General features: G+C 68.2%; 22 protein-coding genes and 1 tRNA gene. 8 read left to right on the forward strand and 15 right to left on the reverse strand.

Features of this window, described 5'->3' with window-relative positions; translation table 11 throughout:
* Window positions 1–10: 10 nt before the first annotated feature.
* From M8009_RS11090 to bioB, 6 genes are all read right to left on the reverse strand, one after another.
* Window positions 11–95 (reverse strand) — tRNA-Leu (locus M8009_RS11090).
* Between the two features lie 304 nt (window positions 96–399).
* Window positions 400–1,122, reverse strand: coding sequence for a dethiobiotin synthase (gene bioD / locus M8009_RS11095; protein ID WP_250061015.1), 723 nt, complete (start codon window positions 1,120–1,122; stop codon window positions 400–402).
* A gap of 1 nt (window position 1,123) precedes the next feature.
* On the reverse strand, window positions 1,124–1,936 hold the full coding sequence (locus tag M8009_RS11100; protein ID WP_250061017.1) for a methyltransferase domain-containing protein: 813 nt from the start codon (window positions 1,934–1,936) through the stop codon (window positions 1,124–1,126).
* A complete protein-coding gene (locus M8009_RS11105; protein WP_250061019.1) occupies window positions 1,933–2,652 on the reverse strand; it encodes an alpha/beta fold hydrolase in 720 nt (239 codons plus the stop codon). The genes M8009_RS11100 and M8009_RS11105 overlap by 4 nt, the downstream gene beginning before the upstream one ends.
* Window positions 2,649–3,821, reverse strand: coding sequence for an 8-amino-7-oxononanoate synthase (bioF, locus tag M8009_RS11110; protein ID WP_250061021.1), 1,173 nt, complete (start codon window positions 3,819–3,821; stop codon window positions 2,649–2,651). Before bioF ends, M8009_RS11105 begins: the two co-directional genes overlap by 4 nt.
* Before the next feature lie 6 nt (window positions 3,822–3,827).
* Window positions 3,828–4,982 (reverse strand): biotin synthase BioB, encoded by a 1,155-nt coding sequence (gene bioB / locus M8009_RS11115; RefSeq protein ID WP_250061023.1) that lies wholly within the window; start codon window positions 4,980–4,982, stop codon window positions 3,828–3,830.
* Window positions 4,983–5,052: 70 nt separating this feature from the next.
* On the opposite strand from bioB, the gene M8009_RS11120 reads away from it, so the two are divergent.
* Both M8009_RS11120 and M8009_RS11125 read left to right on the forward strand, forming a co-directional pair.
* Window positions 5,053–5,769 carry a ComFC family protein gene (locus M8009_RS11120; RefSeq protein ID WP_250061025.1) on the forward strand — a complete coding sequence of 239 codons (717 nt, stop codon included), beginning with the start codon at window positions 5,053–5,055 and terminating at the stop codon, window positions 5,767–5,769.
* A gap of 94 nt (window positions 5,770–5,863) precedes the next feature.
* Window positions 5,864–6,850 (forward strand): serine/threonine protein kinase, encoded by a 987-nt coding sequence (locus M8009_RS11125; RefSeq protein WP_250061026.1) that lies wholly within the window; start codon window positions 5,864–5,866, stop codon window positions 6,848–6,850.
* A 75-nt stretch (window positions 6,851–6,925) separates the two neighbouring features.
* Here M8009_RS11125 and M8009_RS11130 read toward each other — a convergent pair whose 3' ends face one another.
* Window positions 6,926–7,477, reverse strand: coding sequence for a TraB/TrbI/VirB10 family type IV secretion system protein (locus M8009_RS11130; RefSeq protein WP_250061028.1), 552 nt, complete (start codon window positions 7,475–7,477; stop codon window positions 6,926–6,928).
* 275 nt (window positions 7,478–7,752) lie between these two features.
* Here M8009_RS11130 and folE point away from each other — a divergent pair, with 275 nt between their 5' ends.
* The 3 genes from folE (at window position 7,753) to M8009_RS11145 (ending at window position 10,310) form a co-directional block, all read left to right on the forward strand.
* Window positions 7,753–8,310 carry a GTP cyclohydrolase I FolE gene (folE, locus tag M8009_RS11135; protein ID WP_250061030.1) on the forward strand — a complete coding sequence of 186 codons (558 nt, stop codon included), beginning with the start codon at window positions 7,753–7,755 and terminating at the stop codon, window positions 8,308–8,310.
* A gap of 22 nt (window positions 8,311–8,332) precedes the next feature.
* A complete protein-coding gene (folX, locus tag M8009_RS11140) occupies window positions 8,333–8,743 on the forward strand; it encodes a dihydroneopterin triphosphate 2'-epimerase (protein ID WP_250061032.1) in 411 nt (136 codons plus the stop codon).
* A gap of 109 nt (window positions 8,744–8,852) precedes the next feature.
* Window positions 8,853–10,310 carry an NAD-dependent succinate-semialdehyde dehydrogenase gene (locus M8009_RS11145; protein ID WP_250061034.1) on the forward strand — a complete coding sequence of 486 codons (1,458 nt, stop codon included), beginning with the start codon at window positions 8,853–8,855 and terminating at the stop codon, window positions 10,308–10,310.
* 197 nt (window positions 10,311–10,507) lie between these two features.
* Here the strand turns inward: M8009_RS11145 and purH are convergent, their stop codons facing one another.
* The 6 genes from purH to accB form a co-directional block, all read right to left on the reverse strand.
* Window positions 10,508–12,088, reverse strand: a complete 1,581-nt coding sequence (gene purH, locus M8009_RS11150) for a bifunctional phosphoribosylaminoimidazolecarboxamide formyltransferase/IMP cyclohydrolase (RefSeq protein WP_250061036.1) — start codon at window positions 12,086–12,088, stop codon at window positions 10,508–10,510.
* A gap of 82 nt (window positions 12,089–12,170) precedes the next feature.
* Window positions 12,171–12,509, reverse strand: a complete 339-nt coding sequence (gene fis, locus M8009_RS11155) for a DNA-binding transcriptional regulator Fis (protein ID WP_430886907.1) — start codon at window positions 12,507–12,509, stop codon at window positions 12,171–12,173.
* Window positions 12,506–13,564 carry a tRNA dihydrouridine synthase DusB gene (gene dusB, locus M8009_RS11160; RefSeq protein ID WP_250061038.1) on the reverse strand — a complete coding sequence of 353 codons (1,059 nt, stop codon included), beginning with the start codon at window positions 13,562–13,564 and terminating at the stop codon, window positions 12,506–12,508. Before dusB ends, fis begins: the two co-directional genes overlap by 4 nt.
* Before the next feature lie 82 nt (window positions 13,565–13,646).
* Window positions 13,647–14,570 (reverse strand): 50S ribosomal protein L11 methyltransferase, encoded by a 924-nt coding sequence (gene prmA, locus M8009_RS11165; RefSeq protein WP_250061040.1) that lies wholly within the window; start codon window positions 14,568–14,570, stop codon window positions 13,647–13,649.
* 235 nt (window positions 14,571–14,805) lie between these two features.
* Window positions 14,806–16,146, reverse strand: coding sequence for an acetyl-CoA carboxylase biotin carboxylase subunit (gene accC, locus M8009_RS11170; protein ID WP_250061042.1), 1,341 nt, complete (start codon window positions 16,144–16,146; stop codon window positions 14,806–14,808).
* Window positions 16,147–16,187: 41 nt separating this feature from the next.
* The gene (gene accB / locus M8009_RS11175; RefSeq protein WP_250061044.1) at window positions 16,188–16,646 is read right to left on the reverse strand and encodes an acetyl-CoA carboxylase biotin carboxyl carrier protein; all 459 of its coding nucleotides are present in this window, start codon (window positions 16,644–16,646) and stop codon (window positions 16,188–16,190) included.
* A gap of 305 nt (window positions 16,647–16,951) precedes the next feature.
* On the opposite strand from accB, the gene M8009_RS11180 reads away from it, so the two are divergent.
* The gene (locus M8009_RS11180; protein WP_284047792.1) at window positions 16,952–18,181 is read left to right on the forward strand and encodes an RNA-guided endonuclease InsQ/TnpB family protein; all 1,230 of its coding nucleotides are present in this window, start codon (window positions 16,952–16,954) and stop codon (window positions 18,179–18,181) included.
* Window positions 18,182–18,261: 80 nt separating this feature from the next.
* Here M8009_RS11180 and dsbD read toward each other — a convergent pair whose 3' ends face one another.
* The gene (gene dsbD, locus M8009_RS11185; RefSeq protein WP_250061047.1) at window positions 18,262–20,181 is read right to left on the reverse strand and encodes a protein-disulfide reductase DsbD; all 1,920 of its coding nucleotides are present in this window, start codon (window positions 20,179–20,181) and stop codon (window positions 18,262–18,264) included.
* A gap of 204 nt (window positions 20,182–20,385) precedes the next feature.
* Between dsbD and M8009_RS11190 the strand changes: the two genes are divergently transcribed.
* A complete protein-coding gene (locus tag M8009_RS11190; protein ID WP_250061049.1) occupies window positions 20,386–21,753 on the forward strand; it encodes a DUF2333 family protein in 1,368 nt (455 codons plus the stop codon).
* A gap of 92 nt (window positions 21,754–21,845) precedes the next feature.
* On the opposite strand, the gene ppa is transcribed toward M8009_RS11190, so the two are convergent.
* Window positions 21,846–22,376, reverse strand: a complete 531-nt coding sequence (gene ppa, locus M8009_RS11195) for an inorganic diphosphatase (RefSeq protein ID WP_106230354.1) — start codon at window positions 22,374–22,376, stop codon at window positions 21,846–21,848.
* Window positions 22,377–22,670: 294 nt separating this feature from the next.
* Here ppa and M8009_RS11200 point away from each other — a divergent pair, with 294 nt between their 5' ends.
* On the forward strand, window positions 22,671–24,326 hold the full coding sequence (locus M8009_RS11200; RefSeq protein ID WP_430886909.1) for a bifunctional protein-serine/threonine kinase/phosphatase: 1,656 nt from the start codon (window positions 22,671–22,673) through the stop codon (window positions 24,324–24,326).
* Window positions 24,327–24,493 lie beyond the last annotated feature (167 nt).

The following is a 24,493-nucleotide window of genomic DNA, read 5'->3' on the forward strand; positions in this document are numbered from 1 at the left end:
CATATTGAGATGGTGCGGATGGGGAGACTCGAACTCCCAAGCCCGAAGGCACCAGGACCTAAACCTGGCGTGTCTACCAATTCCACCACATCCGCACGGGCAGGCAGGCGAGCACATTCTACGGACGCTTCCGCGCAAGTCAATTGCCATTGGGCAGCCTCCCGGCTATTGCAGTTACGTATAGTGAGAGGCGCCGGGGACAGGTCGTAGAGGGGGTCCGAGGACCAGGGGTGAGGAGGATTCCTCCGAACGGGCTGGCCATGGATGGCCAGCACCGGACCTGCAAGCGGAGCGGGACGAGAGCGCCGCAGGGCCGAGGTAGCGTACACGGACGTATTTACAGCGCCCCCTCGACGGTCCGGCGCTCCGGGGCCTGTCGCCGGAACAGCCTCGAGCTTTTCAGCCAAATGCGATTGTCCTTGGAAGCCTCAGGTGATCGGCGGCGGCAGCGGCCATGGCGTTTGCCTCTCCAGTCGCCAGACGCGGCACCACGCCAAGGCAGGGCGCCGGCAGCGTGGCCTCGAGGGTCGCCAGGTTGTCGCGGTAGAGGGCCTCGTCGCCGGCCGCATCGAAGGAGAGCCCGGGTTCCACCAGGCTGCCGACCCAGCCCGCCAGGTGCCGCCCGTCTGCCTGGATCGCCTCTGCAGTGAGCCGCGCGTGGCTGATGCAGCCCAGGCGCAGGCCCACCACCAGGATCACCGGCAGCCCGAGCCGAACGGCCATGCCGGAGAGGTCCTCGGACGCGTTCAGCGGCACTCGCCAGCCGCCGGCGCCCTCGACCAGGGTCAGGTCACGCCGCTCGGCAAGCAGCGGGCGGGCATGGTCGACCAGGTCGTCGAGGGCCAGGGTCACGCCGGCCCGGCGGGCGGCCAGGTGCGGGGCGATGGCCGGGACGAAGGTGAAGGGGTTGACCGCGTCATAGTCCGGCAATGGTTGGCTCTGCGCCTGTAGCGCCAGGGCATCGGCGTTGCGCAGGCCCTCGGGGGTGGCCTCGCAGCCCGAGGCCACGGGCTTGAGGCCCAGGGTAGTCAGGCCGCGTCGGCGCGCCAGGGCCAGCAGGCCGCTGGTGACCAGGGTCTTGCCGGCGTCGGTGTCGGTGCCGGTGACGAAGTAGGCGCTCATTTCAGGCGTAAAGCTCCAGGGTCAGCAGGCGATAGGTCACGGGCAGGCCCTCGGGCTCGCGCTGCGTCTCGTAGCGGCGCTCGGCCCGGGCCAGGTCGGCGCGGGTTAGCCTGGCGCCTGTCCGCGACGTCTGGGCGCCGATGCCCTTGATGGAGGCCATTACCGCGGGCAGGTCCGGATAGTGGAAGCGCTGCGTGGTGGCGTCGACCAGGATGCGGGGGAAGCCCGCCGCCCGGGCGGCTTGCCGGTGGCGGGCGGCATCGCGGAAGGTCAGCAGGCCGGCGGGCTTCCCCGGCCGTGACCAGGCCCGGCCGACCTCGGCCAGGGTGCCGGGGGCCAGGGTGTTGACCAGTGCCCGGCCGCCCGGGCGCAGCACGCGGCGAAGCTCGGCCATCACGGCGTCGAGGTCCGGACACCACTGGACCGCCAGGTTGGAGACCACCAGGTCCTGGCTGGCGTCTCCCAGCGGCAGGGCGGCGGCATCGCCGCATAGCCAGCGGGCCGTGTCGCCGTGTGTGCGCCGGGCCACCTCGAGCATGCCCGGGGCAAGGTCCAGGCCGATGACCGTGCAGCCACCACCGAAGTGCCCGGCCAGGTGTGCGGTCATCTCGCCCGGCCCGCAGCCGAGGTCCAGCACCCGCTCGGCCCGCTCGGGAAGGCGGGAGCGAAGCATCCCGCCCATGATCCGCTGGGCAACGGCGCGCTCGGCATAGCGCGGGGCCGCACGGGAGAAGGCGCGGGCCACGCGGGCCTGCCAGTCATTGCCTGGAGCAGCGCTGCGGGAGGCAGTGGCGGCGAGCGGCAGGGTGGTCATGGCACGGTCACCCTGGCGATGTCGGCGAGGCAGGCGGTAAGCGACGCCGGCTGGCTGAGCATCGGGCCGTGGCCGGCATCAACCAGGCGATGGTCGGCGCTGTAGCGCAGCGCCGGGGCGAGCAGCGGGTCCTGCTCCCCCGCGATGCGCCATACCGGGCAGGGCGAGCGGGCCAGTCGCTCAGCGTTATCGAGCTCGGCGAGCTGGGTGAGCCCGGCGGCCAGGGTGGCGCGGTCGGTGCCGACGCTCTCGTTATCACCATTGCCGAGCAGCGCACGCAGTTGCCGATGGGCCGCGCGCGGGTCGGGCTCGCCCTGGAGCTGCCAGCGCCGGAAGTGGGACAGGGTGGCATCAGGGTCGCGGGTGAAGGCGTGGCGGAAGGCAGCCAGCTCCGCCCCGGGGATGCCCTCGTCATGACAGAAGCGCTCCCCCATGCCGAGCAGCACCAGGGCATGGGGCGCTGGCAGATAGTCGAGCAGGGCGGTGGCGAGCAGCCCGCCCAGCGACCAGCCCACCCAGACGGCGTCCGGCGGCAGGTCGTCGGCCATGGCGTCGGCCAGGCTGTCCAGATCGGCGGGGTCGGCAAGCGCCGGGCGGCCACCGTAACCCGGCCAGTCGGGGGTGGAGACGTCAAGCCCCACCGGCCAGTGCCCGGCCAGCGGCTGCCAGAGCCGCGCGTCGCAGCCCCAGCCGGCGAGCAGCACCAGGCGCGTCATGGGCTCGCCTCCGCGCCTGCCAGGGTTTCCCGGGCCTTGCAGTCGGCCAGCGCATCGAGCAGGGCGTCCAGCTCGTTATCCGTGTGGGCGGCACTCAGGGTGATGCGCAGCCGCGCCTGGCCGCGGGGCACCGTGGGCTCGCGGATCGCGCCGACCATGATCCCCCGCTCGGCCAGCCAGGCCGCCCAGGCCATCACCCGCTGGCTCTCGCCCAGCACCAGCGGCTGGATCGGCGTGGTGGAGGCGGCCAGCGGCAGCCCCAGGGTGGTGGCCTCGCGGCGGAAGCGCGCGATCAGCATTGCCAGGCGGCTGCGTCGCTCGGGTTCGGCCTCGAGAAGCTGCAGGGCCTTCAGGGTAGCCGCCGCCACCCCCGGTGGCTGGGCGGTGGTGTACACATAGGGACGGGCGAACTGGGTAAGGTGCTCGACCAGTGCCTCGCTTCCCGCCACGAAGGCGCCGGCGGAGCCCAGCGCCTTGCCCAGGGTGCCCACCAGTACCGGCACCGCGTCGATCCCGTGGGCGCGGCCCACGCAGCCGTCGCCGGCCTCGCCCAGCACGCCCAGGCCGTGGGCATCATCGACCATCAGCCAGGCCCCATGACGGCGGGCAGCCGCCGCCAGGCCGGCGATATCGGCCACGTCGCCGTCCATGCTGAACACCCCGTCGCTGACCACCAGCCGACGTCCCTCTGCCGGGGCGCGGGTGAGCAACCGCTCGAGGTCTCCGAGGTCAGCATGGTGGAAGCGTCGCGAGCGGGCACCGGCGAGCCTGGCGCCGTCAAGCAGCGAGGCGTGGTTCAGGCGGTCCTGGAAGAGCCGGGTATCGGGGTCGCAGAGCGCCTGCAGGGCGCCGAGGTTGGCCATGTAGCCGGTGGAGAAGAGCAGCGCCGCCGGCCGACCGGTGAGCGCAGCCAGGCGCTGCTCCAGTTCCTCGTGCACTTCGAGATGGCCGCTCACCAGGTGCGAGGCTCGCCCACCGGCGCCGTAGCGTCGCGCGCCCTCGGCCTGGGCGTCGGCGAGACGCGGGTCCCCGGCCAGGCCCAGGTAGTCGTTGCCGGCGAAGTCACGGCAGCCGTCGCTCAAGCGCCGAGTGCGGCGCTGTCGCCAGCGCCCGGCGTGGCGGCGCGTCGCGGCCCGCTCGGCGAGGTAGGTGTTCCAGGCTTCCGGCATGGTGGATCAGGCCCGGGCGGCGTCTTGGGTAACGTTCCGGGTGGCGTCATAGGCGAGCTCATCGGCCCGGCCGATGGCCTGCCGGGCCGCCTGGTGGACGAGGTCGGTGTCGACGTCGGCCTGCACCCTGGAGTGCATCTGTACGTCATCGACGCAGGTGTTGCGTTGCTCTGGGTGTAATCCCAGCCTGGCGAAAAGCGCCCGGTCCTGTTCCGCCTGGGGGTTGCCCGTGGTCAGCAGCTGGTCGCCGTAGAAGATCGAGTTGGCCCCGGCCAGGAAGGCCAGCGCCTGGGTCGAGTCACTCATCTGCTCGCGGCCGGCGGAGAGGCGAACGTGGCTCGCCGGCATCAGGATGCGGGCCACGGCGATGGCACGGATGAACTCGATGGGGTCGAGGTCCTCCACGTCCTCGAGGGGGGTGCCGGGGACCTTGACCAGCATGTTGATCGGCACCGATTCCGGATGCGGCTCCAGGCGTGCCAGCTGCTGGAGCAGGGCGGCGCGGTCGCGGGGCGCCTCGCCCATGCCGAGTATCCCCCCCGAGCACACCTTCATGCCCGCCTGGCGCACGTGGCCCAGGGTCTCCAGGCGGTCGGCATAGGTGCGGGTGGTGATGATCTCGCCGTAGTACTCGGGCGAGGTGTCGAGGTTGTGGTTGTAGTAGTCGAGCCCGGCCTCGGCCAGGCGACCGGCCTGGTCGTTGTCGACCATCCCCAGCGTCATGCAGGTCTCGAGCCCCAGCGCCTTGACCCGGCGGACCATCTCCAGCACCACGTCGAGGTCCTTCTCGCGGGGGCTCTTCCAGGCCGCGCCCATGCAGAAGCGGCTGGCGCCGGCCTCGCGGGCGGCCCGGGCCTGCTCGACCACCTTCTCGACCTCCAGCAGTTTCTCCTTGCCCAGGCCGGTGTTGTAGTGCCCCGACTGGGGGCAGTACTTGCAGTCCTCGGGGCAGGCGCCGGTCTTGATGGAGAGCAGGGTGGAGACCTGCACGGCATTGGGATCGAAATGCGCACGGTGGACCCGCTGGGCGTGGAACAGCAGGTCGTTGAAGGGCAGGGCGAAGAGCGCCTCGATCTCCTCGACCGTCCAGTCGTGGCGGATCTCGCCCCGCGGGGCTAGGGTCTGGGAAGCGGCGCGGGTTTCGTGGGACGCAGGGGGCATGGTGGGCTCGCCTATGGTCAACTTGAGGTATATATCCAGGTTGACGGATAGCCTAAGGCTTGCGGCCGGCATGTCAACCTTCTGGAAACTCAGAGTTGACGGATGGCTGGGGCGGGCCCTGCCCGGGCGCTGCGTGTTCTGCCTGACCCCCTTGCCGGGGGATAACCCCTGGTGCGAGGCCTGCTTCTCGGAGCTGCCCTGGAACCTGCCGGCCTGCCCCGGCTGCGCCGAGCCCCAGCCGGGTGCCGTGCGGGGACGTCGCTGTGGCCACTGCCTGCGTCGCCCGCCGAGGTTCGACGGGGCCTGGGTGCCGCTGCGTTACGATGCCGAGGTGGCCGGCCTGGTGCAGCGCTTCAAGTTCGACGCCTCGCCACGCGCCGGTCGGGTGCTGCTGGAGCTACTGGTGGCGGGGCTGCCACCGGCGGTTCAGGGCTGGCCCGAGGCGCTGGTGCCGGTTCCCCTGCACCCACGGCGGGCCCGTGAGCGGGGCTTCGACCAGGCGCACTGGCTGGCCGCACGGCTCGGTCGACAGCTGGGCTGTCCGCTGGTGCCGGCGCAGCGTACTCGCGACACCCGCACCCAGCGCGGCCTGGACCGTGGCGAGCGGCGCCGCAACCTGAGTGGCGCCTTTCACTTGCCTGACGGCCTGCCACGGCGAGTGGCGCTGGTAGATGACGTCATGACCACCGGGGCGACGCTGGATGCCCTGGCCACGGCCTGCCGCCAGGCCGGTGCCGAGCAGGTGCAGGCCTGGGCGGTGGCCCGCACGCCGGTGGGAAGGCACTGAGGGCCGGCAGTGTATCGTGGGGGTCGAGCCGCTTTCTGCGGCACAGGCAGGTGCTTCCCTGTTAGCATATGCTCTCGATATACCGGGAGCCCCCATGGACGTAAGCCCTCATCCCTTCGCGCAGCTTTCTCCCGCCCGGGTGGTGGCGGCGGTAGAGTCGCTCGGCTTCTGGCTGCCCGGCGAACCCTTCACCCTCAACAGCTACGAGAACCGGGTCTTCCTGGTGCACGACGAGGAGCGCCGCCGCTGGGTGGTGAAGTTCTATCGCCCCGAACGCTGGACGGACGCGCAGATCCGCGAGGAGCATGACTTCCTGGCCGAGCTCGCCGCGGCCGAGGTGGCCGTGGCGGCCCCCTGGCGGGACGCGGCAGGCGAGAGCCTGCACGTCGCCGAGGGCTTTCGCTTCACGCTCTTTCCCCACCTGCCGGGGCAGGCGCCGGAGCTGGAGAATCCGACTCACCTGTTTGCCCTGGGCGAGCTGATCGGCGCGGTCCATGCGGTGGGCGAACGCGGGCGCTTCGCCCACCGTCGTGCGCTGGACCTGGATGGCATGGTGCTCGAGGCACGTGACAAGGTGCTGGCGAGTCGCTGGCTGGACCGTCACCAGCGCCAGGCCTATGAGCGCATCACCGCGACGCTGCATCGTCGCCTGGCCTCCCATGCCTGGTCCGCGGCGCAGGCGATCCGCGTGCAGGGCGACTGCCATATCGGCAACATCCTCGGCCGCGACGAGCGGTTTGCGCTGGTCGACTTCGACGACTGCCTGATGGCGCCGGCCATCCAGGACCTGTGGATGCTGTTCACCGCGCAGGAGGAAGGGGAGCGCCAGATGCAGCTCTCCGAGGTGGCGGAGGGCTATGAGCAGCACCGCGACTTCGACCGCCGCGAGCTCGCGCTGGTGGAGCCGCTGCGCACCCTGCGCCTGCTGCGCCACAGCGCCTGGCTGGTGGATCGCTGGGCAGACCCGGCCTTCCCTCTGGCGTTCCCCTGGCTGGCCGATGCCGGCTACTGGGATGGGCACCTGCGCATGCTGGAGCAGCAGCGCCAGGCGCTGGAGGCACGGCCTCGCTGGCTGGCCTGATCGCGGCCGTCGGCTTGTCCAGTTCCATCAAGGACGCACCCCTCGGGGTGCGTCTCGATGTGACCGGGATGACGCTCAGTCGTCGTCGGGATCCGGCGCCTCGGCGGGAATCGGATTGGCGACCCCTTCGCCGTCGGCCTGGCGACGCTGTTCGTTGATCCTGGCGGCGGGATTGTCCTGCTGCTCGATGGCCAGTTCGCTGGCCAGGCGCAGCTGGAAGGTCTGCTCCGGAGTCAGGCGGCAGTTGCCGTCCTGGCAGGCGGCGAGCCCGAAGTTGCCGTCGCTGTCGTAGGCGGCGGCGGAGATCTCGCCGCTGTAGATCTCGCTTGCGCTGCCGTCGGTCTCGATGCAGGTCAACGACTGGGTGGTCAGGCGGATGCGTTCGCCATCGAGGCGGGCGTTGCCGATCAGTACGCAGTACTCCGGCAGCGCATGGGAGGCGTCGCCATCGGCCACCGGGTGGATCAACAGATCGTTGCGTTCCGGCTCCTGGGCGGAGAGTGTCAGCACGTCGATGACCTGGACATCGACGGTGGCATCGGCCGGCAGTTCGAGGGTATCGCTCATGGCCAGGGTCGGCATCGCCAGGACGGCGGCCATCAGCAGAGAGGCATGGGTCTTGATCATGTCGGGCTCTCGAGGGTGACTTGGGCACAGCATGAAGCAGCCATTATTCTACCATAGGGCGGGTGGAGCGGCAGCCGGCCCCGGGGGGCGAGGACGCGACACGATGTCACTGTGTGGCCCGGTCGGCGCCTGCGTTGCCGAATGTGATGCGCTAGACTATCGAGTTTCGAGACTCTTTTATTGTACAAAATAAAAAACCTGTATATCTTCTGTATATGATGTGATGGCCGGGCCATCCACCAACGACACATCGGACACTGCCACGGGGCCTGACCATGACCGAAGAACTCGCCAACCACTATCGCCGGATCATTCATGAGCTGGGTGAGGATCCTGACCGGGAAGGCCTCCGCGATACCCCGAAGCGGGCCGCCAAGGCGATGCAGTTCCTCAACCGGGGCTATACCCAGTCGCTGGAGGAGATCGTCAACGGCGCGGTATTCGAGTCGGAGACCGACGAGATGGTGCTGGTCAAGGACATCGAGCTCTACTCCATGTGCGAGCACCACCTGCTGCCGTTCATCGGCAAGTGTCATATCGCCTATCTGCCCAGCGGCAAGGTGCTGGGGCTCTCCAAGTTCGCGCGCATCGTCGACATGTACGCCCGGCGCATGCAGATCCAGGAGAACCTGACCCGCCAGATCGCCGAGGCGGTGCAGCGGGTCACCGAGGCCCGTGGGGTGGCGGTAGTGATCGAGGCGCGCCACCTGTGCATGATGATGCGCGGGGTGGAGAAGCAGAACTCCAGCATGACCTCCTCGGTGATGCTCGGTGCCTTCCGCGAAAAGCAGAGCACGCGCCAGGAGTTCCTCACCCTGGTGAACGGCCGCTGATTCCCCCGCAAGGAGCCCCGCCATGCCGATGCATGCCCTGGACGACCAGCACTTCGATCATGATCTGGCCACGATTCGCATCAAGAACCTGCGGCTGCGCACCCATATCGGCATCAAGGATGACGAGATCAAGAACCGGCAGGACGTGGTGATCAATGTCGTGATCCGCTATCGCGCCGACAGGGCGGTCGAATTCAACCATATCGAGCAGGCGCTCAACTACCGCACCATCACCAAGCAGGTGATCGCCCTGGTGGAGGACCATCGCTTCCTGCTGCTCGAGCGCATGACCCGCGAGGTGCTGGACCTGATCATGAGTCACGACCAGGTGCTCACCGCCCAGGTGGAGATCGACAAGCCCCATGCGCTGCGCTTCGCAGATTCCGTCTCCATCACCCTCTCCGACTCCCGGGAGCCGCGTCGGCCACGCTGAGCGTTGATCCGCGTCGGCGATAAAGGCCCCCGGTGCTTGGTGCACCGGGGTCTTTCGCTTAGCATGGGGGCAAACCGACAATAGGCCGCATCCGCGGCAGGAGATGATCATGCAAGCCCTCAAGGAAACGCAGCTCTACTGTCCCTTCGCCTACATCGACGGCAGCTGGGTCGCCGCCGACAGCGGTGAGCAGATCAACGTCGTCAACCCGGCCACCGGTGAGGTCCTGGGGGATGTGCCGCGCCTGGGGCGGGCCGAGACCGAGCGGGCCATCGCCGCGGCCGATGCCGCCCTGCCGGCGTGGCGTGCGATGACCGCCCAGGAGCGCGCCGACATCCTGATGAAGTGGCACGACCTGATGCTCGAGCATCAGGACGACCTGGCCATGATCATGACCTTCGAGCAGGGCAAGCCGCTCAAGGAGGCCGCCGGCGAGATCGCCTATGCGGCGAGCTTCCTGCGCTGGTTCGCCGAAGAGGCACGGCGCGTCTACGGCGAGACCGTGCCCGCCGCCAAGCCCAACCAGCGCATCCTGGTCACCAAGCAGCCCATCGGCGTGGTGGGGGCCATCACCCCCTGGAACTTCCCCGCGGCGATGATCACCCGCAAGGCGGGCGCGGCCCTGGCGGCTGGCTGCACTTTCGTGGTCAAGCCGGCTAGCCAGACGCCGTTCTCCGCCACCGCCCTGGCCAAGCTGGCCGAGCGGGCCGGGGTGCCGCGTGGGGTGTTCAACGTGGTGCCGGGCCGCGCCTCCGAGATCGCCGCGGCGATGACCGAGTCGCCGCTGGTGCGCAAGATCACCTTCACCGGCTCCACCGAGGTGGGGCGCCAGCTGATGGCTCAGGCCTCCCAGCACATCCAGAAGATCTCTCTGGAACTGGGCGGCAACGCCCCCTTCATCGTCTTCGAGGATGCCGACCTGGACGCCGCGGTGGAGGGCGCGATGGCCGCCAAGTTCCGCAACGCCGGCCAGACCTGCGTCTGCACCAATCGCTTCCTGGTCCAGTCCAGCGTGGTCAACGCCTTCTGCGAGAAGCTGGCGGTCGCCATGAACAGCGAGCTCAAGGTGGGTGACGGCACCCAGGACGGGATCAATATCGGCCCGCTGATCGACGACAAGGCGGTGGCCAAGGTCAGCGAGCATGTCCACGACGCCGTGGACAAGGGCGCCGAGCTACTGCTGGGGGGCCATCCGCATCCGCTGGGCGGCAACTTCTTCACCCCGACGCTGATCAGCTTCGCCAATGACCGGATGAAGGTGGCCCACGAGGAGACCTTCGGGCCGCTGGCCGCGGTCTTCCCCTTCGATGACGAGGAAGATGCCGTCAACATGGCCAACGACACCGAGTTCGGGCTGGCCTCCTACTTCTACTCCCGGGACCTGGGGCGCGTGTGGCGTGTCGCCGACGCCCTGGAGTATGGCATGGTGGGCATCAACACCGGCTTGATCTCCAACGCTGCCGCGCCCTTCGGCGGGGTCAAGGCCTCGGGTCTCGGCCGCGAGGGTGGCCACCAGGGACTGGAGGAGTTCCTGGAGACCAAGTACCTCTGTATCGATCTGGGCTGATAGCGCCAAGCTGAAAGCGCCGAGCGCCAAGCTACAAGCAAACCCCGAAGGCTGAGACCTTCGGGGTTTGCTTTAGCTCGGGAGGAACTCATCCTGGCCGCTTGGCCGCTTGGCCGCTTGGCCGCTTGGCCGCTTGGCCGCTTGGCCGCTTGGCCGCTTGGCCGCTTGGCCGCTTGGCCGCTTGGCCGCTTGGCCGCTTAATGCCTGAAGTGCCGCATGCCGGTGAACACCATGGCAATCCCGGCCTCGTTGGCGGCGTCGATCACTTCCTGGTCGCGCATGGAGCCGCCAGGCTGGATCACCGCGGCGATGCCGGCGGCGGCGGCGGCATCGATGCCGTCGCGGAAGGGGAAGAAGGCGTCACTGGCCATCACCGAGCCGGGCACCGAGAGGCCCTCGTCGGCGGCCTTGATACCGGCGATCTTCGCCGAGTAGACGCGGCTCATCTGGCCGGCGCCCACGCCGATGGTCTGGCCATCCTTGGCGTAGACGATGGCATTGGACTTGACGTACTTGGCCACCTTCCAGGCGAAGGCCAGGTCGCGCATCTCCTGCTCGCTGGGCACCCGCTCGCTGACCACGGTCAGCTCGTCGCGGCCGACCATGCCCAGGTCGCGGTCCTGGACCAGCAGGCCACCGGTGACCCGCTTGAAGTCGTGGGCGTGCTCGCGCTCGCCGGGCCACTTCGCGCCGACGTCGAGCAGCCGTACGTTCTTCTTCTCGGCGACGATGGCAAGCGCCTCCTCCTCGATCCCCGGGGCGATGATCACCTCGACGAACTGGCGGTCGATGATGGCGCGGGCGGTCTCGGCGTCCAGCGGCTCGTTGAAGGCGATGATGCCGCCGAAGGCGCTGGTCGGGTCGGTGGCGAAGGCCTTCTCGTAGGCCTCCCTGGGGCTTGCGCCCACCGCAACGCCGCAGGGGTTGGCATGCTTGACGATCACGCAGGCGGTGTCGGTGAAGGCCTTGACGCACTCGAAGGCGGCATCGGTGTCGGCGACGTTGTTGAAGGAGAGCGCCTTGCCCTGCAGCTGGGTGGCGGTGGCCACGCTGGCCTCGCTGGCGTTGGCTTCAACGTAGAAGGCGGCACTCTGGTGGGGGTTCTCGCCGTAGCGCATGGCCTGCTTCTTCTCGAACTGCAGGTTGTAGGTGCGCGGGAAGCCGTCCTCGCCGCCGGGGACGCGTTGGCCCAGGTAGTCGGCGATGGCGGCGTCGTAGCCGGCGGTGTGCTCGAAGGCCTTGACCGCCAGGTCGAAGCGGGTGGCATCACTCACGGCACCGTCTCCGGCAGCGATCTCGCCGAGTACCCGGGGGTAGTCGCCGGCGTCCACCACGATGGTGGTGTGGGCATGGTTCTTGGCGCAGGCGCGCACCATGGTCGGGCCACCGATGTCGATGTTCTCGATGGCGTCCCCCAGGGTGCAGTCCGGACGCGCCACGGTGGCCGAGAAGGGATAGAGGTTGACCACCACCATGTCGATGGGGTCGATGCCGTGTTCCGCCATTACCGCATCGTCCTGGCCGCGGCGGCCAAGGATGCCGCCGTGGATCTTCGGATGGAGTGTCTTGACCCGGCCGTCCATGATCTCGGGGAATCCGGTGTGTTCGGAGACCTCGGTGACGTCGATGCCGTTCTCTTGGAGCAGGCGGAAGGTGCCGCCGGTGGAGAGCAATGCGACGCCCTGTTCGACGAGGCCGCGGGCGAAGTCGACGATGCCGGTCTTGTCGGAGACGCTGATCAGGGCGCGGCGAACCGCGGCGGAGGAGGCTTGGGCCATGGGGAGTCACTCTTCTGTCGATGGTGGTGAATGGGGCGGCGGGAAAGCGGAGGGAGTGCCATGGACTCCCTCGAGGGAGTGGTCAGATCAGGCCATAGTGCTTGAGCTTCTTGCGCAGGGTCCCGCGGTTGAGGCCGAGCATCTCGGCGGCGCGAGTCTGGTTGCCCTGGGTATGCTCAAGGACCGAAGAGAGCAGTGGGGCCTCGACCTCGGCCATCACCATGGCGTAGAGATCGCTGGCGTCGCTGCCGTCCAGGTGGTCGAAGTAGCGGGTCAGCGAGGCCTCCACGGCCTCGCGCAGGGGCCGGTCGTCCGACGGGCCCGGCCGGACGCCCTCGCTCAGCATGGCGAGATCACGTGTAGCCCGGGCATCCAGTTCGGGCAGCGCGGCATTGTGGTCAAAGGGTTGGCTGCTGGTCATGCGGCACAGATTCCATCCGGTGCCACGGCCCGGGCGATGCGACCTGGCGTCGCGGCGGGGTCGTGACGAAAGAGTTCATCGATGAAGCGGCGCTGGGCATGGCGACTCTCCAGGCCATTGAAGGTGGCCCGCAGGGCACGCCGCCCGGCGTCGTCGAAACGGGCATCTCCGGCCAGGTACCAGCCGAGATGCTTGCGCGCGATGCGCACACCCAGATGCTCTCCATAGAAGTCATGCAGGGCCGCCAGATGGTCGCGAAGGACCTCGGCGCGCTCCTCATCCCCCGGCGCGGCAAGCTGCTGTCCATGGCACAGGTAGTGGTCGATCTCGCGGAAGATCCAGGGGTTGCCCTGGGCAGCGCGACCGACCATCACCGCATCCGCACCAGTATAGTCGAGGACGCGAGCGGCCTTGGTGGGAGAATCGATATCGCCGTTGGCGAATACCGGGATGCCCACGGCGGCCTTGATCTCCGCGATGGTGTCGTACTCCGCCTCGCCGCCGTAGCGCTGCTGACGATGGCGGCCATGCACGGCCAGGGCCTGGATGCCTGATTGCTCGGCGATGCGCGCGACCCGCACGCCGTTGTTGCTGTCGGCGCACCAGCCGGTGCGGATCTTCAGGGTCACCGGCACGTCGACCGCGGCGACCACCGCCGCGAGGATCTCGGCCACCAGCGCCTCGTCGCGCAGCAGGGCGGAACCGGCCGCCTTGTTGCACACCTTCTTGGCCGGGCAGCCCATGTTGATGTCGATGATCTCGGCGCCCATCGCGGCATTGAGGCGGGCGGCCTCGGCGAGCATCGCCGCGTCGCCGCCGGCGATCTGCACGCTGCGCGGGCCCGGCTCGCCGCGGTGGTCCATGCGCAGCCGGGACTTGCGGGTATGCCACAGGCCGGGGTCCGAGGTGACCATCTCGCCCACCACCAGCCCGGCCCCGAGTCGGCGACAGAGCGTCCGGAACGGGCGGTCGGTGACTCCGGCCATGGGCGCCAGGACCACCCGGTTGGGCAGTTGGTGGCGGCCGATGCGGGGCAGGGGGCGAGAGTGGGACATGGTCGGGGTCGCTGGCGTCAGGGGCTGCATATCATACGCCCCCGGTCGGCGTTGGTGAACCGCTACTCAAGGCGAATGCCTGTCAGGGGCGGTGCCCGACGGGGCGGCGCCCGGAAAGTCGTACCCAGCCCTCGCGGAGCTCCGGTTCATCCATGACCAGGCCCCGTGCGCGGTAGGCCTCGAGCACCTCCTCGGCCTGGCCCTCGAGGATGCCCGAGAGGGCCAGTCGGCCACCCGCTGCCACCCGGCCGGCGATCTCGTCGGCCAGCTCCACCAGGGGGCCGGCGAGGATGTTGGCGACCACCAGCGGGAAGTCGCCCGCCTCGAGCTGCTCGGGATAGCAGAGCCGGAAGTCGGCATCAACCACGCCGTTGCGCTCGGCATTGTCGCGGCTGGCCTGCAGCGCCTGGGGGTCGATGTCGGTGCCGGTGGCCCGCCGGGCGCCGAGCTTGAGGGCGGCGATGGCCAGTATCCCCGAGCCGCAGCCCACATCGAGCACGGCCAGGCCCTGCAGCTCGCCGTCCACCGAGAGACCGTCGAGCCAGGCCAGGCAGAGTGCCGTGGTGGGGTGAGTGCCGGTGCCGAAGGCCAGCCCCGGGTCCAGGTGGAGGTTGACGGCGTCGGGCTCCGGCGGGGCGTGCCAGCTGGGCACGATCCACAGCCGCTCGCCCATGCGCAGCGGCTGGAAGTCGTCCATCCATTCGCGCCCCCAGTCGCGGTCGGCCAGCAGCTCGACCTCGATCTCGGGGCAGGGCTCCTCGGGAAACTCGGCGGCCCAGGCCTGGCGTACCCGGTCGAGCATCGCCTCGATGCCCTCCAGGTCGTCGTAGAGGCCGGTGAGCACCGTCTCGTCCCACAGCGGCGTGGTGCCGCGTTCGGGCTCGAAGACCGGGTCGTCGAAGGCGTCCTGGAGGGTGATGGCGGTGGCGCCCTCGGCGAGCAGCAGCTCCTCGAGGGGCTCGGCGTGCTCGGGGGCAATGCGCGCCTTGAGTTGCATCCAGGGCATGGGGCGTTCCGTGGTCGGTCGGAAGGGGTGGTATGGAAAAATGTTCTTTGCACATCCAATAGGAAGGGGCGCCGTCTTTAGGCCACCTTCAAGCAGTGGGAGCGACGATTCGGCGCTCCGACTTCAGATCGCCAAGGAAGGCCGGAGGCCTTCCCGGCAATCGGCACTCAGCCTGTGGGAGCGATCTTCAGATCGCGAAAGAAGGCCGGAGGCCTTCTTCGGAAGCATGGAGAGATTACAGCCCCAGCTTCTTCTCCAGGTAGTGGATATTGACGCCGCCCTGCTGGAAGTAGCCGTCGCGCACCAGATCCTTGTGCAAATCGGTGTTGGTCTTGATGCCTTCCACCAGAAGTTCGTCCAGGGCGTTGCGCATGCGGATCAGCGCCGTCTCCCGGTCCACGCCCCAGGTGATCAGCTTGCCGATCAGCGAGTCGTAGTGGGGCGGCACGGTGTAGCCCGTGTAGACATGGGAGTCCATGCGCACGCCGAGCCCGCCGGGCGGGTGGTAGAGGGTCACCTTGCCCGGCGAGGGCATGAAGGTGCGGGCATCCTCGGCGTTGATGCGGCACTCGAAGGCGTGGCCGGCGAGCTTGACGTCCTCCTGGCGTACCGACAGCGGCAGGCCCGAGGCGATGAGCAGCTGCTCGCGGACGATATCCACGCCGGTGACCATTTCGGTGACCGGATGCTCCACCTGTACCCGGGTGTTCATCTCGATGAAGAAGAACTTGCCATCCTCGTAGAGGAACTCGAAGGTCCCGGCGCCCCGGTAGCCGATGGTGATGCACGCCTCCCGGCAGGCCTCGAGGACCTCGGCACGGGCGGCCTCGTCGATCCCCGGGGCGGGGGCCTCCTCGATCACCTTCTGGTGTCGGCGCTGCAGCGAGCAGTCACGATCAAAGAGGTGGATGGCGTTGCCCTGGCCATCGGCCAGCACCTGCACCTCCACGTGGCGCGGGTTCTCGAGGAACTTCTCCATGTAGACGGTGCCGTCGCCGAAGGAGGAGTAGGCCTCGGTGCGGGTGACGTTGACCGCCGAGAGCAGGTGCGCCTCGGTGTGCACCACGCGCATGCCGCGCCCGCCGCCCCCGGCGGCGGCCTTGATGATCACCGGGTAGCCGATGCGCCGGGCCACGGCGAGGATCTCCCCCTCGTCGTCACCGAGGGGACCGTCGGAACCGGGCACCGTCGGCACGCCGGCCTTCTTCATCGACTCGATGGCGCTGACCTTGTCGCCCATCAGGCGGATGGTCTCGGCGCGGGGGCCGATAAAGATGAAACCGGAGCGTTCGACCTGCTCGGCGAAGTTGGCATTCTCGGAGAGGAAGCCGTAGCCCGGATGGATGGCACTGGAGTCGGTGACTTCCGCGGCGCTGATCAGCGACGGGATGTTGAGGTAGGAGTTCGCCGAGGAAGCCGGCCCGATGCACACGGCTTCGTCGGCCAGGCGCACATGCATCAGCTCGCGATCGGCCGTGGAGTGGACCGCCACCGTCTTGATGCCCAACTCCTTGCAGGCGCGCAGGATGCGCAGGGCAATCTCGCCGCGATTGGCGATGAGGACCTTGTCCAGCATGAGGAATCCGCCAGTTGGTGAATGATGAGGACGGGGTAGCGTCAGGCGATGACGAGCATCGGCTGGTCGAACTCGACCGGTTCGCCATCCTCGATCAGGAAGGCCTCGATCACGCCGTCTCGATCGGCCTCGATCTGGTTCATCATCTTCATCGCTTCGACGATGCAGATGGTCTCGCCCTTCTTGACGCTCGAGCCGACCTCGACGAAGGACTTGGAGCCCGGTGCCGGCGAACGGTAGAAGGTGCCGACCATCGGCGAGTTGACGGTATGCCCCTGGTAGGTTGGCGCGGCATCGGCGGAGGGCTCGGCAGCCGGAGCGGGTGCCTGGGGGGCCGACGCAGCCGGGGTCGCCTCGGAATGGGGCATGGGCGCCTGCCAGTTCGTGCCGTTGGGGTGGCGGCTGATGCGAACCGACTCTTCTCCTTCCTGGATCTCGATCTCGCTGATGTTGGACTCTTCGAGCAGCTCGATCAGCTTCTTGACCTTGCGGATATCCATGACGTTGTCTCGACCGGTGGTGCTGGGGGTGATCCGGGGTGCTGTCAACCCCGGCCAACTTGCAATAGATCGCGGCAAGATGGCGTGTCTTGCGGCCTCTATTGACCATGAAAGTGCATTAAGGCCGGAGTCTGCCGAAAATTGGCAGGGATGTCCAGCCGTGCAGGAACACCGTTCGAGACGCGATTGTTGCGGTTCAACGCGCGATTGATGACCAAAATGCGCGACATGCCCCGTACTTTTAGTGCGGGGAAGGATAGCGCGGGCGCCGCAGGTGCCCTATAATGCTGGATAAATAGACAGTAATGTGCTCAGTGCAACGTCTCCAAGCCTTTAAATTCGAACTGATGCCCAACGGGGAACAGGTGCGCAAGATGCGCCAGTTCGCCGGTATGGCGCGGTTCGTCTTTAACCGGGGACTGGCGTTGCAGAAAGCGCGGTATGAAGCCGGCGACAAGAAGCTCGGTTATGCCGACTTGTGCAAGGAACTCACAGGCTGGCGCAATAGCGACGAGACGCCGTGGCTCAAGGGCGGGCCCATCCATCCGCTCCAGCAGTCTCTGAAGGATCTGGAGCGCGCCTACGCTAATTTCTTCGCCCAGCGGGCGGACTTCCCGCGCTTCAAGAAGAAGGGGCAGCGCGACAGCTTCCGCTACCCCGATCCGAAACAGATAAAGCTCGACCAAGGCAACCGCCGCCTCTACCTGCCCAAGCTGGGCTGGCTGCGCTTCCGCAAGAGTCGCGAGGTGCTGGGGACTGTGAAAAACGTCACCGTCAGCCAGTCCGGCGGACGGTGGTTCGTCTCGATCCAGACGGAGCGCGAGATCGAGGTGCCGGCGCCCTCAGGGGGCTCGGTCGGCATCGACATGGGCGTGGCGCGATTCGCTACGCTCTCGGATGGTAGTCATCTCCCACCGCTCAATAGCGTCAAGAAGCACCAGGCGGCGCTGCGCAAGGCGCAGCAAGCCATGAGCCGCAAGACCAAGTTCAGCAACAACTGGAAGAAAGCTAAGACCCGCGTCCAGAAGATCCAGGCCCGTATCGCCAATGTCCGACGCGACTTCCTTCACAAGGCTTCCGCCACGATCAGCAAAAGGCACGCGCTTGTGGTGCTGGAAGACTTGCAGGTTGGGAATATGTCGCGCTCGGCCAAAGGTAATGTCGAGCAACCTGGCCGCAACGTGCGGGCCAAATCGGGCCTCAATCGCACCATCCTCGACCAGGGCTGGTTCGAGTTCCGGCGCCAGCTCGACTACAAGCTGGCCTGGCGCGGCGCGCATCTGGTGATGGTGCCGCCACAGAACACCAGTCGCACCTGCCCTGAATGCGGGCATGTGGCTGCGGAGAACCGCCGCAGCCAAGCACGCTTTGCTTGTGTCGAGTGCGGCTTCGAGGACAACGCCGATCATGTCGGCGCGATCAATGTGTTAAGGGCAGGATATGCCCGGCTCGCCTGTGAAGTGAGCGGTGCAGTAAGGCCGCCAGCAGCAGGAACCCGCCGAAGCGACTCAGCGGCAGCCGTAGGCTGCGACTGAGCGCCGTAGGAATCCCCTTCCTTTCCGCCGTCAGGCGGCAGCGAAAGATGAGGGAGGGGAGGATGTCAAATGCCGGGGACTCAGCCTTGGCGGCTCTCCAGCCAGTCCAACACCCCCTCCAGGTGGCTGGCCAGCTGCGGGGCATTTACCTCGCCCTGCACGCGGGCATCGCGAAGCTCCTTGCCGCCATCGAAGAACAGCAGGCTGGGCGGGCCGAACAGCTGGTAGTGGTCCAGCACCTCGCGACTGGTGGCGTTACTGTCGGTGACGTCGACGTTGATGCGCCGGAAGTTGGCCAGCTGGCCCGCCACCTCCGGCGCCGGGTAGACATCGCGTTCCATCACCTTGCAGGAGATGCACCAGTCGGCGGTGACGTTGACGAAGGCGGGTTCGTCACTCTCGGCCAGCGACGCCTGAAGGGCGTCGAGGTCCTCCACGGTGGTGATCGCCGGGGCGACGCCGGCCGCCTCCCCGGGCGAGGTGGCGGCCACCGGGGTGCCGGCCACCGGGGTCGCGGGTGCCAGGGGGCGCAGCGGATCATCCCCGCCGCGCGAGGCGCCGATCATCAGGGCGATGCCCCAGACCAGCAGCATCAGCCCCGCCGCCTGGCGGACCCGTGGCCAACCCTGGGTCTGGTTGACGGTCAGTGCCCCCAGCGCCAGGGCGCTGCCGATGGCCAGACCTGCCCACAGCAGCAGGGCGATGCTGCCCGGCAGCAGGCGCTCCACCAGCCAGATGGCGACCCCCAGCAGCAGGATGCCGAAGGCGGCCTTGATGCCGTTCATCCAGGCGCCGGAGCGGGGCAGCAGGGTGGTACCGAAGGTGCCCACCAGCAGCAGTGGCACGCCCATGCCAAGGGCCAGCGCGAACAGTGCCGCCCCGCCCATCAGCGCATCGCCGGTGGTGGAGATGAACACCAGGGCGCCGGCCAGCGGCGCCGAGACGCAGGGCGAGACCACCAGCACCGAGAGTGCCCCGGCCAGGGCCAGGCCGGCGGGGCCGCTGCGCTGGGCGCGGGCCTGCCAGCCGTCGATGCGGCCGGCCAGCCTGGGCGAGAGGCGCAGGTCGAAGGCGCCGAACATGGCGAGGGCGAAGAGCGTGAAGAGCGCGGCGAAGGTGATCAGCACCGGGGCCGACTGCAGGCGGGCCTGGAGGTTGAGGCCGGCGCCGAACAGCCCCATCAGTATCCCCACGGCGGCATAGGTAAGTGCCATCCCGCCCACGTAGCTGGCCGAGAGCACGAAGGCCCGGCGGCGGGTCGGATGCTGGCCGACGATGATCGAGGAGAGGATCGGCACCATGGGCAGCACGCAGGGCGTGAAGGTCAGCCCCAGGCCGGCCAGGAAGAAGAGCCCCAGGACCAGCGGCAGGCTGGCCTCGGTCATCAGGGTGCGGAAGCGGCCATCCTCGCTCTGGGGGGCGCCGCTCATGGCCTCGCCAGGCGAGGCGGTGTCGCCACTGGACCCCGGCTCGGTGGCAGGCGCCTGGCCGCCGGCCGTGTCGCGGTCAGCAGAGGGCGCGCTATCGGATGGCGTCCAGCCGGCGAAGGTGGCCGGTGCCTCGCCCTCGGCGGCGGTCAGCTCTACGCGTTCCGGCGGGTAGCAGAGCCCGGCATCGGCACAGCCCTGGAAGGTCAGGGTGAGGTCCAGCGGGCCGCGGTGGCCCGGCTCGAGGGGTACCTCGAAGACCACGCTATCGTAGAAGACATTGACGTCGCCCAGAAATTCGTCGCTCTTGGCGAGTCCCGGGGGGAGCTCGGGTTCGCCCAGTGAAAGGGATGCCACGTCGGTTTCGACGGCGAACTGGTGGCGATACAGGTAGTAGCCTTCGGCGTTCTCGAAGCCCACGTAGAGGGTCTCGCCATCGTGCCAGGTGCTGGGCTGGAAGGCCTCCATCACCGGCAGGAACGTCTCGTCGTCATCCTGGGAGAACCACTGGGCCTGGGCCCCCAGCGGTAGCAGCAGGGTGATCAGCAGGGCGAGTCGCAAAACGGTCGGCACGGCGTTTCCTCATGGCAATGAACCAGCTTGTAACCAGGCGGATTATGGACCCCGTTCCTCGATGCCGGGTTCCGTCCTTCGGCGGTGAGGCCAGGGTCCTGCTAGGATATCGCAGTAGCAGGGGGCTGTTGATGGCATCCCGCCCAGGAGGCTGCGCCGTATTGTCGCGTCGCCGCACGCTTTCATCTTCAAGGGAACCTGACCATGGCGTTGACGCATAAGGGTGCCGCCAGGCGCCGCAGCCGGACCGATGAACTCGAGCGTCCGGAGTATGGGTGGATCTGGAAGCCGTTACTGGTACTGCTGGTGATCTACCTGGTGGTGTGCCTGGGGCTGGGGATCTGGTGGAGCTGGACGCCGGAACGCTTCGACGTGGAGCAGGCCGTCGCCGAGCAGCGTGGCGCCGAGTCGGGCAGCACAGCGGCCCGCGGCGCCGTGACCACCGCTGGCCTGATGACCCTGATCGAGACCCTGCTCGAGAAGCCCGGCGGCTACCTGCGCAACGATATCGCCCCGCCCGGGCTATGGCTCGACAACATGCCGGCCTGGGAACTGGGCGTGCTTACCCAGGCCCGCAGCCTCTCGAGATCGCTGCCGGCCATGGAACAGTCGTCGGCGCCGGAGCTGGAGGGCGTGCAGGAGCGCCTGATGGGGGATAGCCGCGACTGGCTCTATCCCGCCACGGAGAAACGCCTGGAACAGGCCCTCGAGGAGCTGGACGGCTACCTCGCTTCCCTCGGGGCGGGGGGTGAAGCCGGCTTCGGTGAGCAGGGCCAGGGCCTCGCGGCCTGGCTCGAGGCGATCACCGGGTCGCTGGACGACCTGGGGCTGCGGCTCTCGGCCAGCATCGGCAGCCGTGATGAGTTGCGCGACCTGGATATCGACGCCGAGTCCCTGCCGGCCCGAACGCCCTGGTATCGGGTCGATGAGGTCTTCTTCGAGGCGCGTGGCCAGGCCTGGGCGCTGATGCACCTGCTCGAGGCGGTACAGCGCGACCAGGCCGATGTGCTGGACTCGGCCGGTGTCACCGAGCGCTGGGGGCAACTGGTGGCCGAGCTCCAGCGCAGCCAGCGCCGGCTGTGGAGCCCGCTTGTCCTCAACGGCTCCGGCTTCGGCATCTTTGCCAACCATTCGCTGGTGCTGGCCAACCACATGGTGCGTGCCCGAGACCTGGCTAGGCAGGTCACCGAGGGCCTGGCCGAGGTGACGCCCACCCCGGCCCCCACGGCCAGCGAGCCGCCGGTGGTGGAGGTGGAGCGTAGCGAGGATTCTGCCGAGGAGGCGGCTACCGACGCAGGCGAGGCCGAGATGACCGCCCCCACTGAGGAAGACGTCACCGAGGAAGGAACCGGTGACGCGGGCGCTGCCGATTCCGGCGAGGGCGAATCGTCCTCTCCCGGTAGCGAACCGACGCCCGCCGAAGCGGCAGAGGAGGGCGGCGACGATGCCTCGGCCGCTGATGCCGCCGTGCCTGAGGGGGAGCCGATGCCCTCCAGCGAGGCGCAGGACGCCAGCGGCGAGGCCTCGAACAGCGCTGCCACCGCGGACGAGGAGGCGCAGCCGGAGGGCTGAAGGCCGCGAGTGTCCGTCAACGACAACGGGCCGCCCACCGGGCGGCCCGTTGTCGTTTCGGGCGCTACTTGTAGAGGGCCAGGTGTCGAGGGTCAGGCCTTCTCGTGGGCCGCCACGGCCTTCTCGATGGCCTTGCAGGCCGCCTCGGAACCCTCCCAGGACTCCACCTTGACCCACTTGCCCTTCTCGAGGTCCTTGTAGTTCTCGAAGAAGTGGGCGATCTGCTGGCGCAGCAGCTCGGGCAGGTCGGTGACCTCATGGACGTCGTCATAGAGGCTGGAGAGCTTGGGGTGCGGGACACACACCAGCTTGGCGTCCTCGCCGGCCTCGTCGGTCATGTTGAGGATGCCCACCGGGCGGGCACGGATCACGGCGCCGGGCTGGACCGGGTAGGGGGTCACCACCAGCGCATCCAGGGCATCGCCGTCGTCGGCCAGGGTATGGGGGATGAAGCCGTAGTTGGCCGGGTAGAACATCGGGGTGGCCATGAAACGGTCGACCAGTAGCGCCCCCATGTCCTTGTCGATCTCATACTTGATCGGCGCGTGGTTGGCCGGGATCTCGATCGCCACGTAGACGTCGTTAGGGAGGTCCTTGCCGGCGGGGATGTTGTCGAAGTTCATCGTCGCTTCCTTGGTTGGCAATAATAAAGGCTTGGCGAATCGGGCAGGCGCAAAATCCGCCGAATTATACGAAGCCGAGGCGGGGATTACCAATGGGCCTTAGGTGGCATACGGGCCTTTGGTCGATGGGCCCGCCGGCGGGCGAGGGTGTATCATGGGTCTCCGATGGAAGGCGCCGGCTACCGGCCGGCGCATCGCGTCGACCCCGAGGAGACTGCCTTGACACCCGTGCAACTGTCACTGAGCTACGGACAGGCTTTCGTCGCGCCTGAACGGCGACGGCATCGCAGCTCGATGTCGGTGCGCTTCCCCGAGCCGCCCCTGCTCGCGGCGAAGGGCGCCTGCGCCCTGATCAGTGACTCCACCCTGCGCAACAACCTGGCCAAGCAGGCGGGGGATCTCAGCGTCAAGGGGTTTCTGGCCGACTACTTCTCCACCCCCGACCACTGGGACGTCAAGACCTCGGCGACCCGCGTGCTGCGGGCGCTGAACGCCTGGTGCTTCAGCCAGAACCGCCAGGTGACGGATGGCAGCTATGTCTCCTCGCTCTCCGCCATGGTCTTCAGGGGGCGCGAGGCACACCTCTTCCACATGGGGGACACCCTGGTGTTCCGCCTGCGCGGTGCCGAATTCGAGCAGCTCTCCCGGGACCATGTCACCGACCTGGGCGGCTATCGCTATCCCTCCCGGGCCATGGGCATGGACAGCGGTCTGGAGATCGATTACGCCAGCATGCCGCTCAAGCAGGGGGACATCTTCCTGTTCACCACCCAAGCGGTACAGGGCACCCTGATGCCCTCGGACTATGTGCGGCTGATCCGCGAGGATGCCAGTGACCTGGATGCCGCCTGCGAGCGTCTCGGCGCGGCGGCCCGTGAACGGGCCCAGGAGCGGGGGTATGGCGGCGATCAGTTCTGCTTCCAGCTGGTGCGCATCGACGCCCTGCCCGATGAGGCCTCGGCGGATAAGCCCGACCGCGTCTACGGCGACCTGCCGATCCCCCCGGAGCTCTCGCCCGGTGATCGCCTCGATGGCCTCGAGGTGCTGTCGGTGCTCTCGCGCACGGCCCAGTCGCGGGTCTACCACGTGCGCGACCTGCACAGCGGCCGCGAGATGGTGATGAAGGCGCCGAGTCCCGAGCTCTCCAGCCGCAATGCCTATCTGGAGCACTTCCTGCTGCAGCAGTGGGTGGTGGAGCGCGTCAAGTCGCCCTTCGTGGTGCGCATCATGGAGCCCTCACGGCCGCGGCGTTTCCTCTACTACCTGATGGCCCACGTCAAGGGCGAGACCCTGGCCGAATGGGCCAGGCGCCACCCTCAGGCCAGCCTCGATCAGCGCCTGGACATCGCCAATCAGCTGGGCAAGGCGGTGCAGGCACTGCACCATCGCGACCTGCTGCACCAGCGGATCCATCCCGACAACGTGCTGATCGATGTGCATGGCCAGGTGGTGCTGGCCGATTTCAGCGCCTGCCACCTGCGTGACGTCGACGGCCACCGCCGCTCACGGGAGCTGGTGCGCCAGCTCGGGTTGACCGAGCACAGCGCGCCGGAGTATGCGCTGGAGGATGATGTCGGCCGTCGCAGCGACCAGTACTCCCTGGCCTCGACCATCTACTGGCTGCTCACCGGCGAGCTGCCCTACGCCCTGGCGCCGAACCGGCTGCGCAGCCATACCGACCTGGAGCAGCTGGCCTATCGCAGTGCCCGCACCCTCAATCCGGAGGTGCCCGCGGCCCTGGACGATGCCCTGCGCCGCGCCCTGGACCCCCAGCGTGCGCTGCGCTTCCGGCGCATGTCGGAATTCCGTCGTGCGCTGCGCCCGCCGCGAGACCCGGCCCATGTCGCGGGGGAGGGCGGCGCGCGCAGGCTGGGAGAGCCGACCCGCTTCTGGCAGGGCGTGGCGGGCATTCTGCTGCTGCTGCTGGTGCTCTCCTGGCTGTTGAGATAGGGCCGTCGGCCAGTGCCGAGCTACAAGCAAACCCCGAAGCATGGTCCCGGATGTTGCTCTTGCTTGAGAGACGTACACACTGATGGCCGCTTGGCCGCTTGGCCGCTTGGCCGCTTGGCCGCTTGGCCGCTTGGCCGCTTGGCCGCTTGGCCGCTTGGCCGCTTGGC

Origin of the sequence: Halomonas gemina, assembly GCF_023554995.1 — a bacterium.
GTDB lineage: Bacteria > Pseudomonadota > Gammaproteobacteria > Pseudomonadales > Halomonadaceae > Halomonas > Halomonas gemina.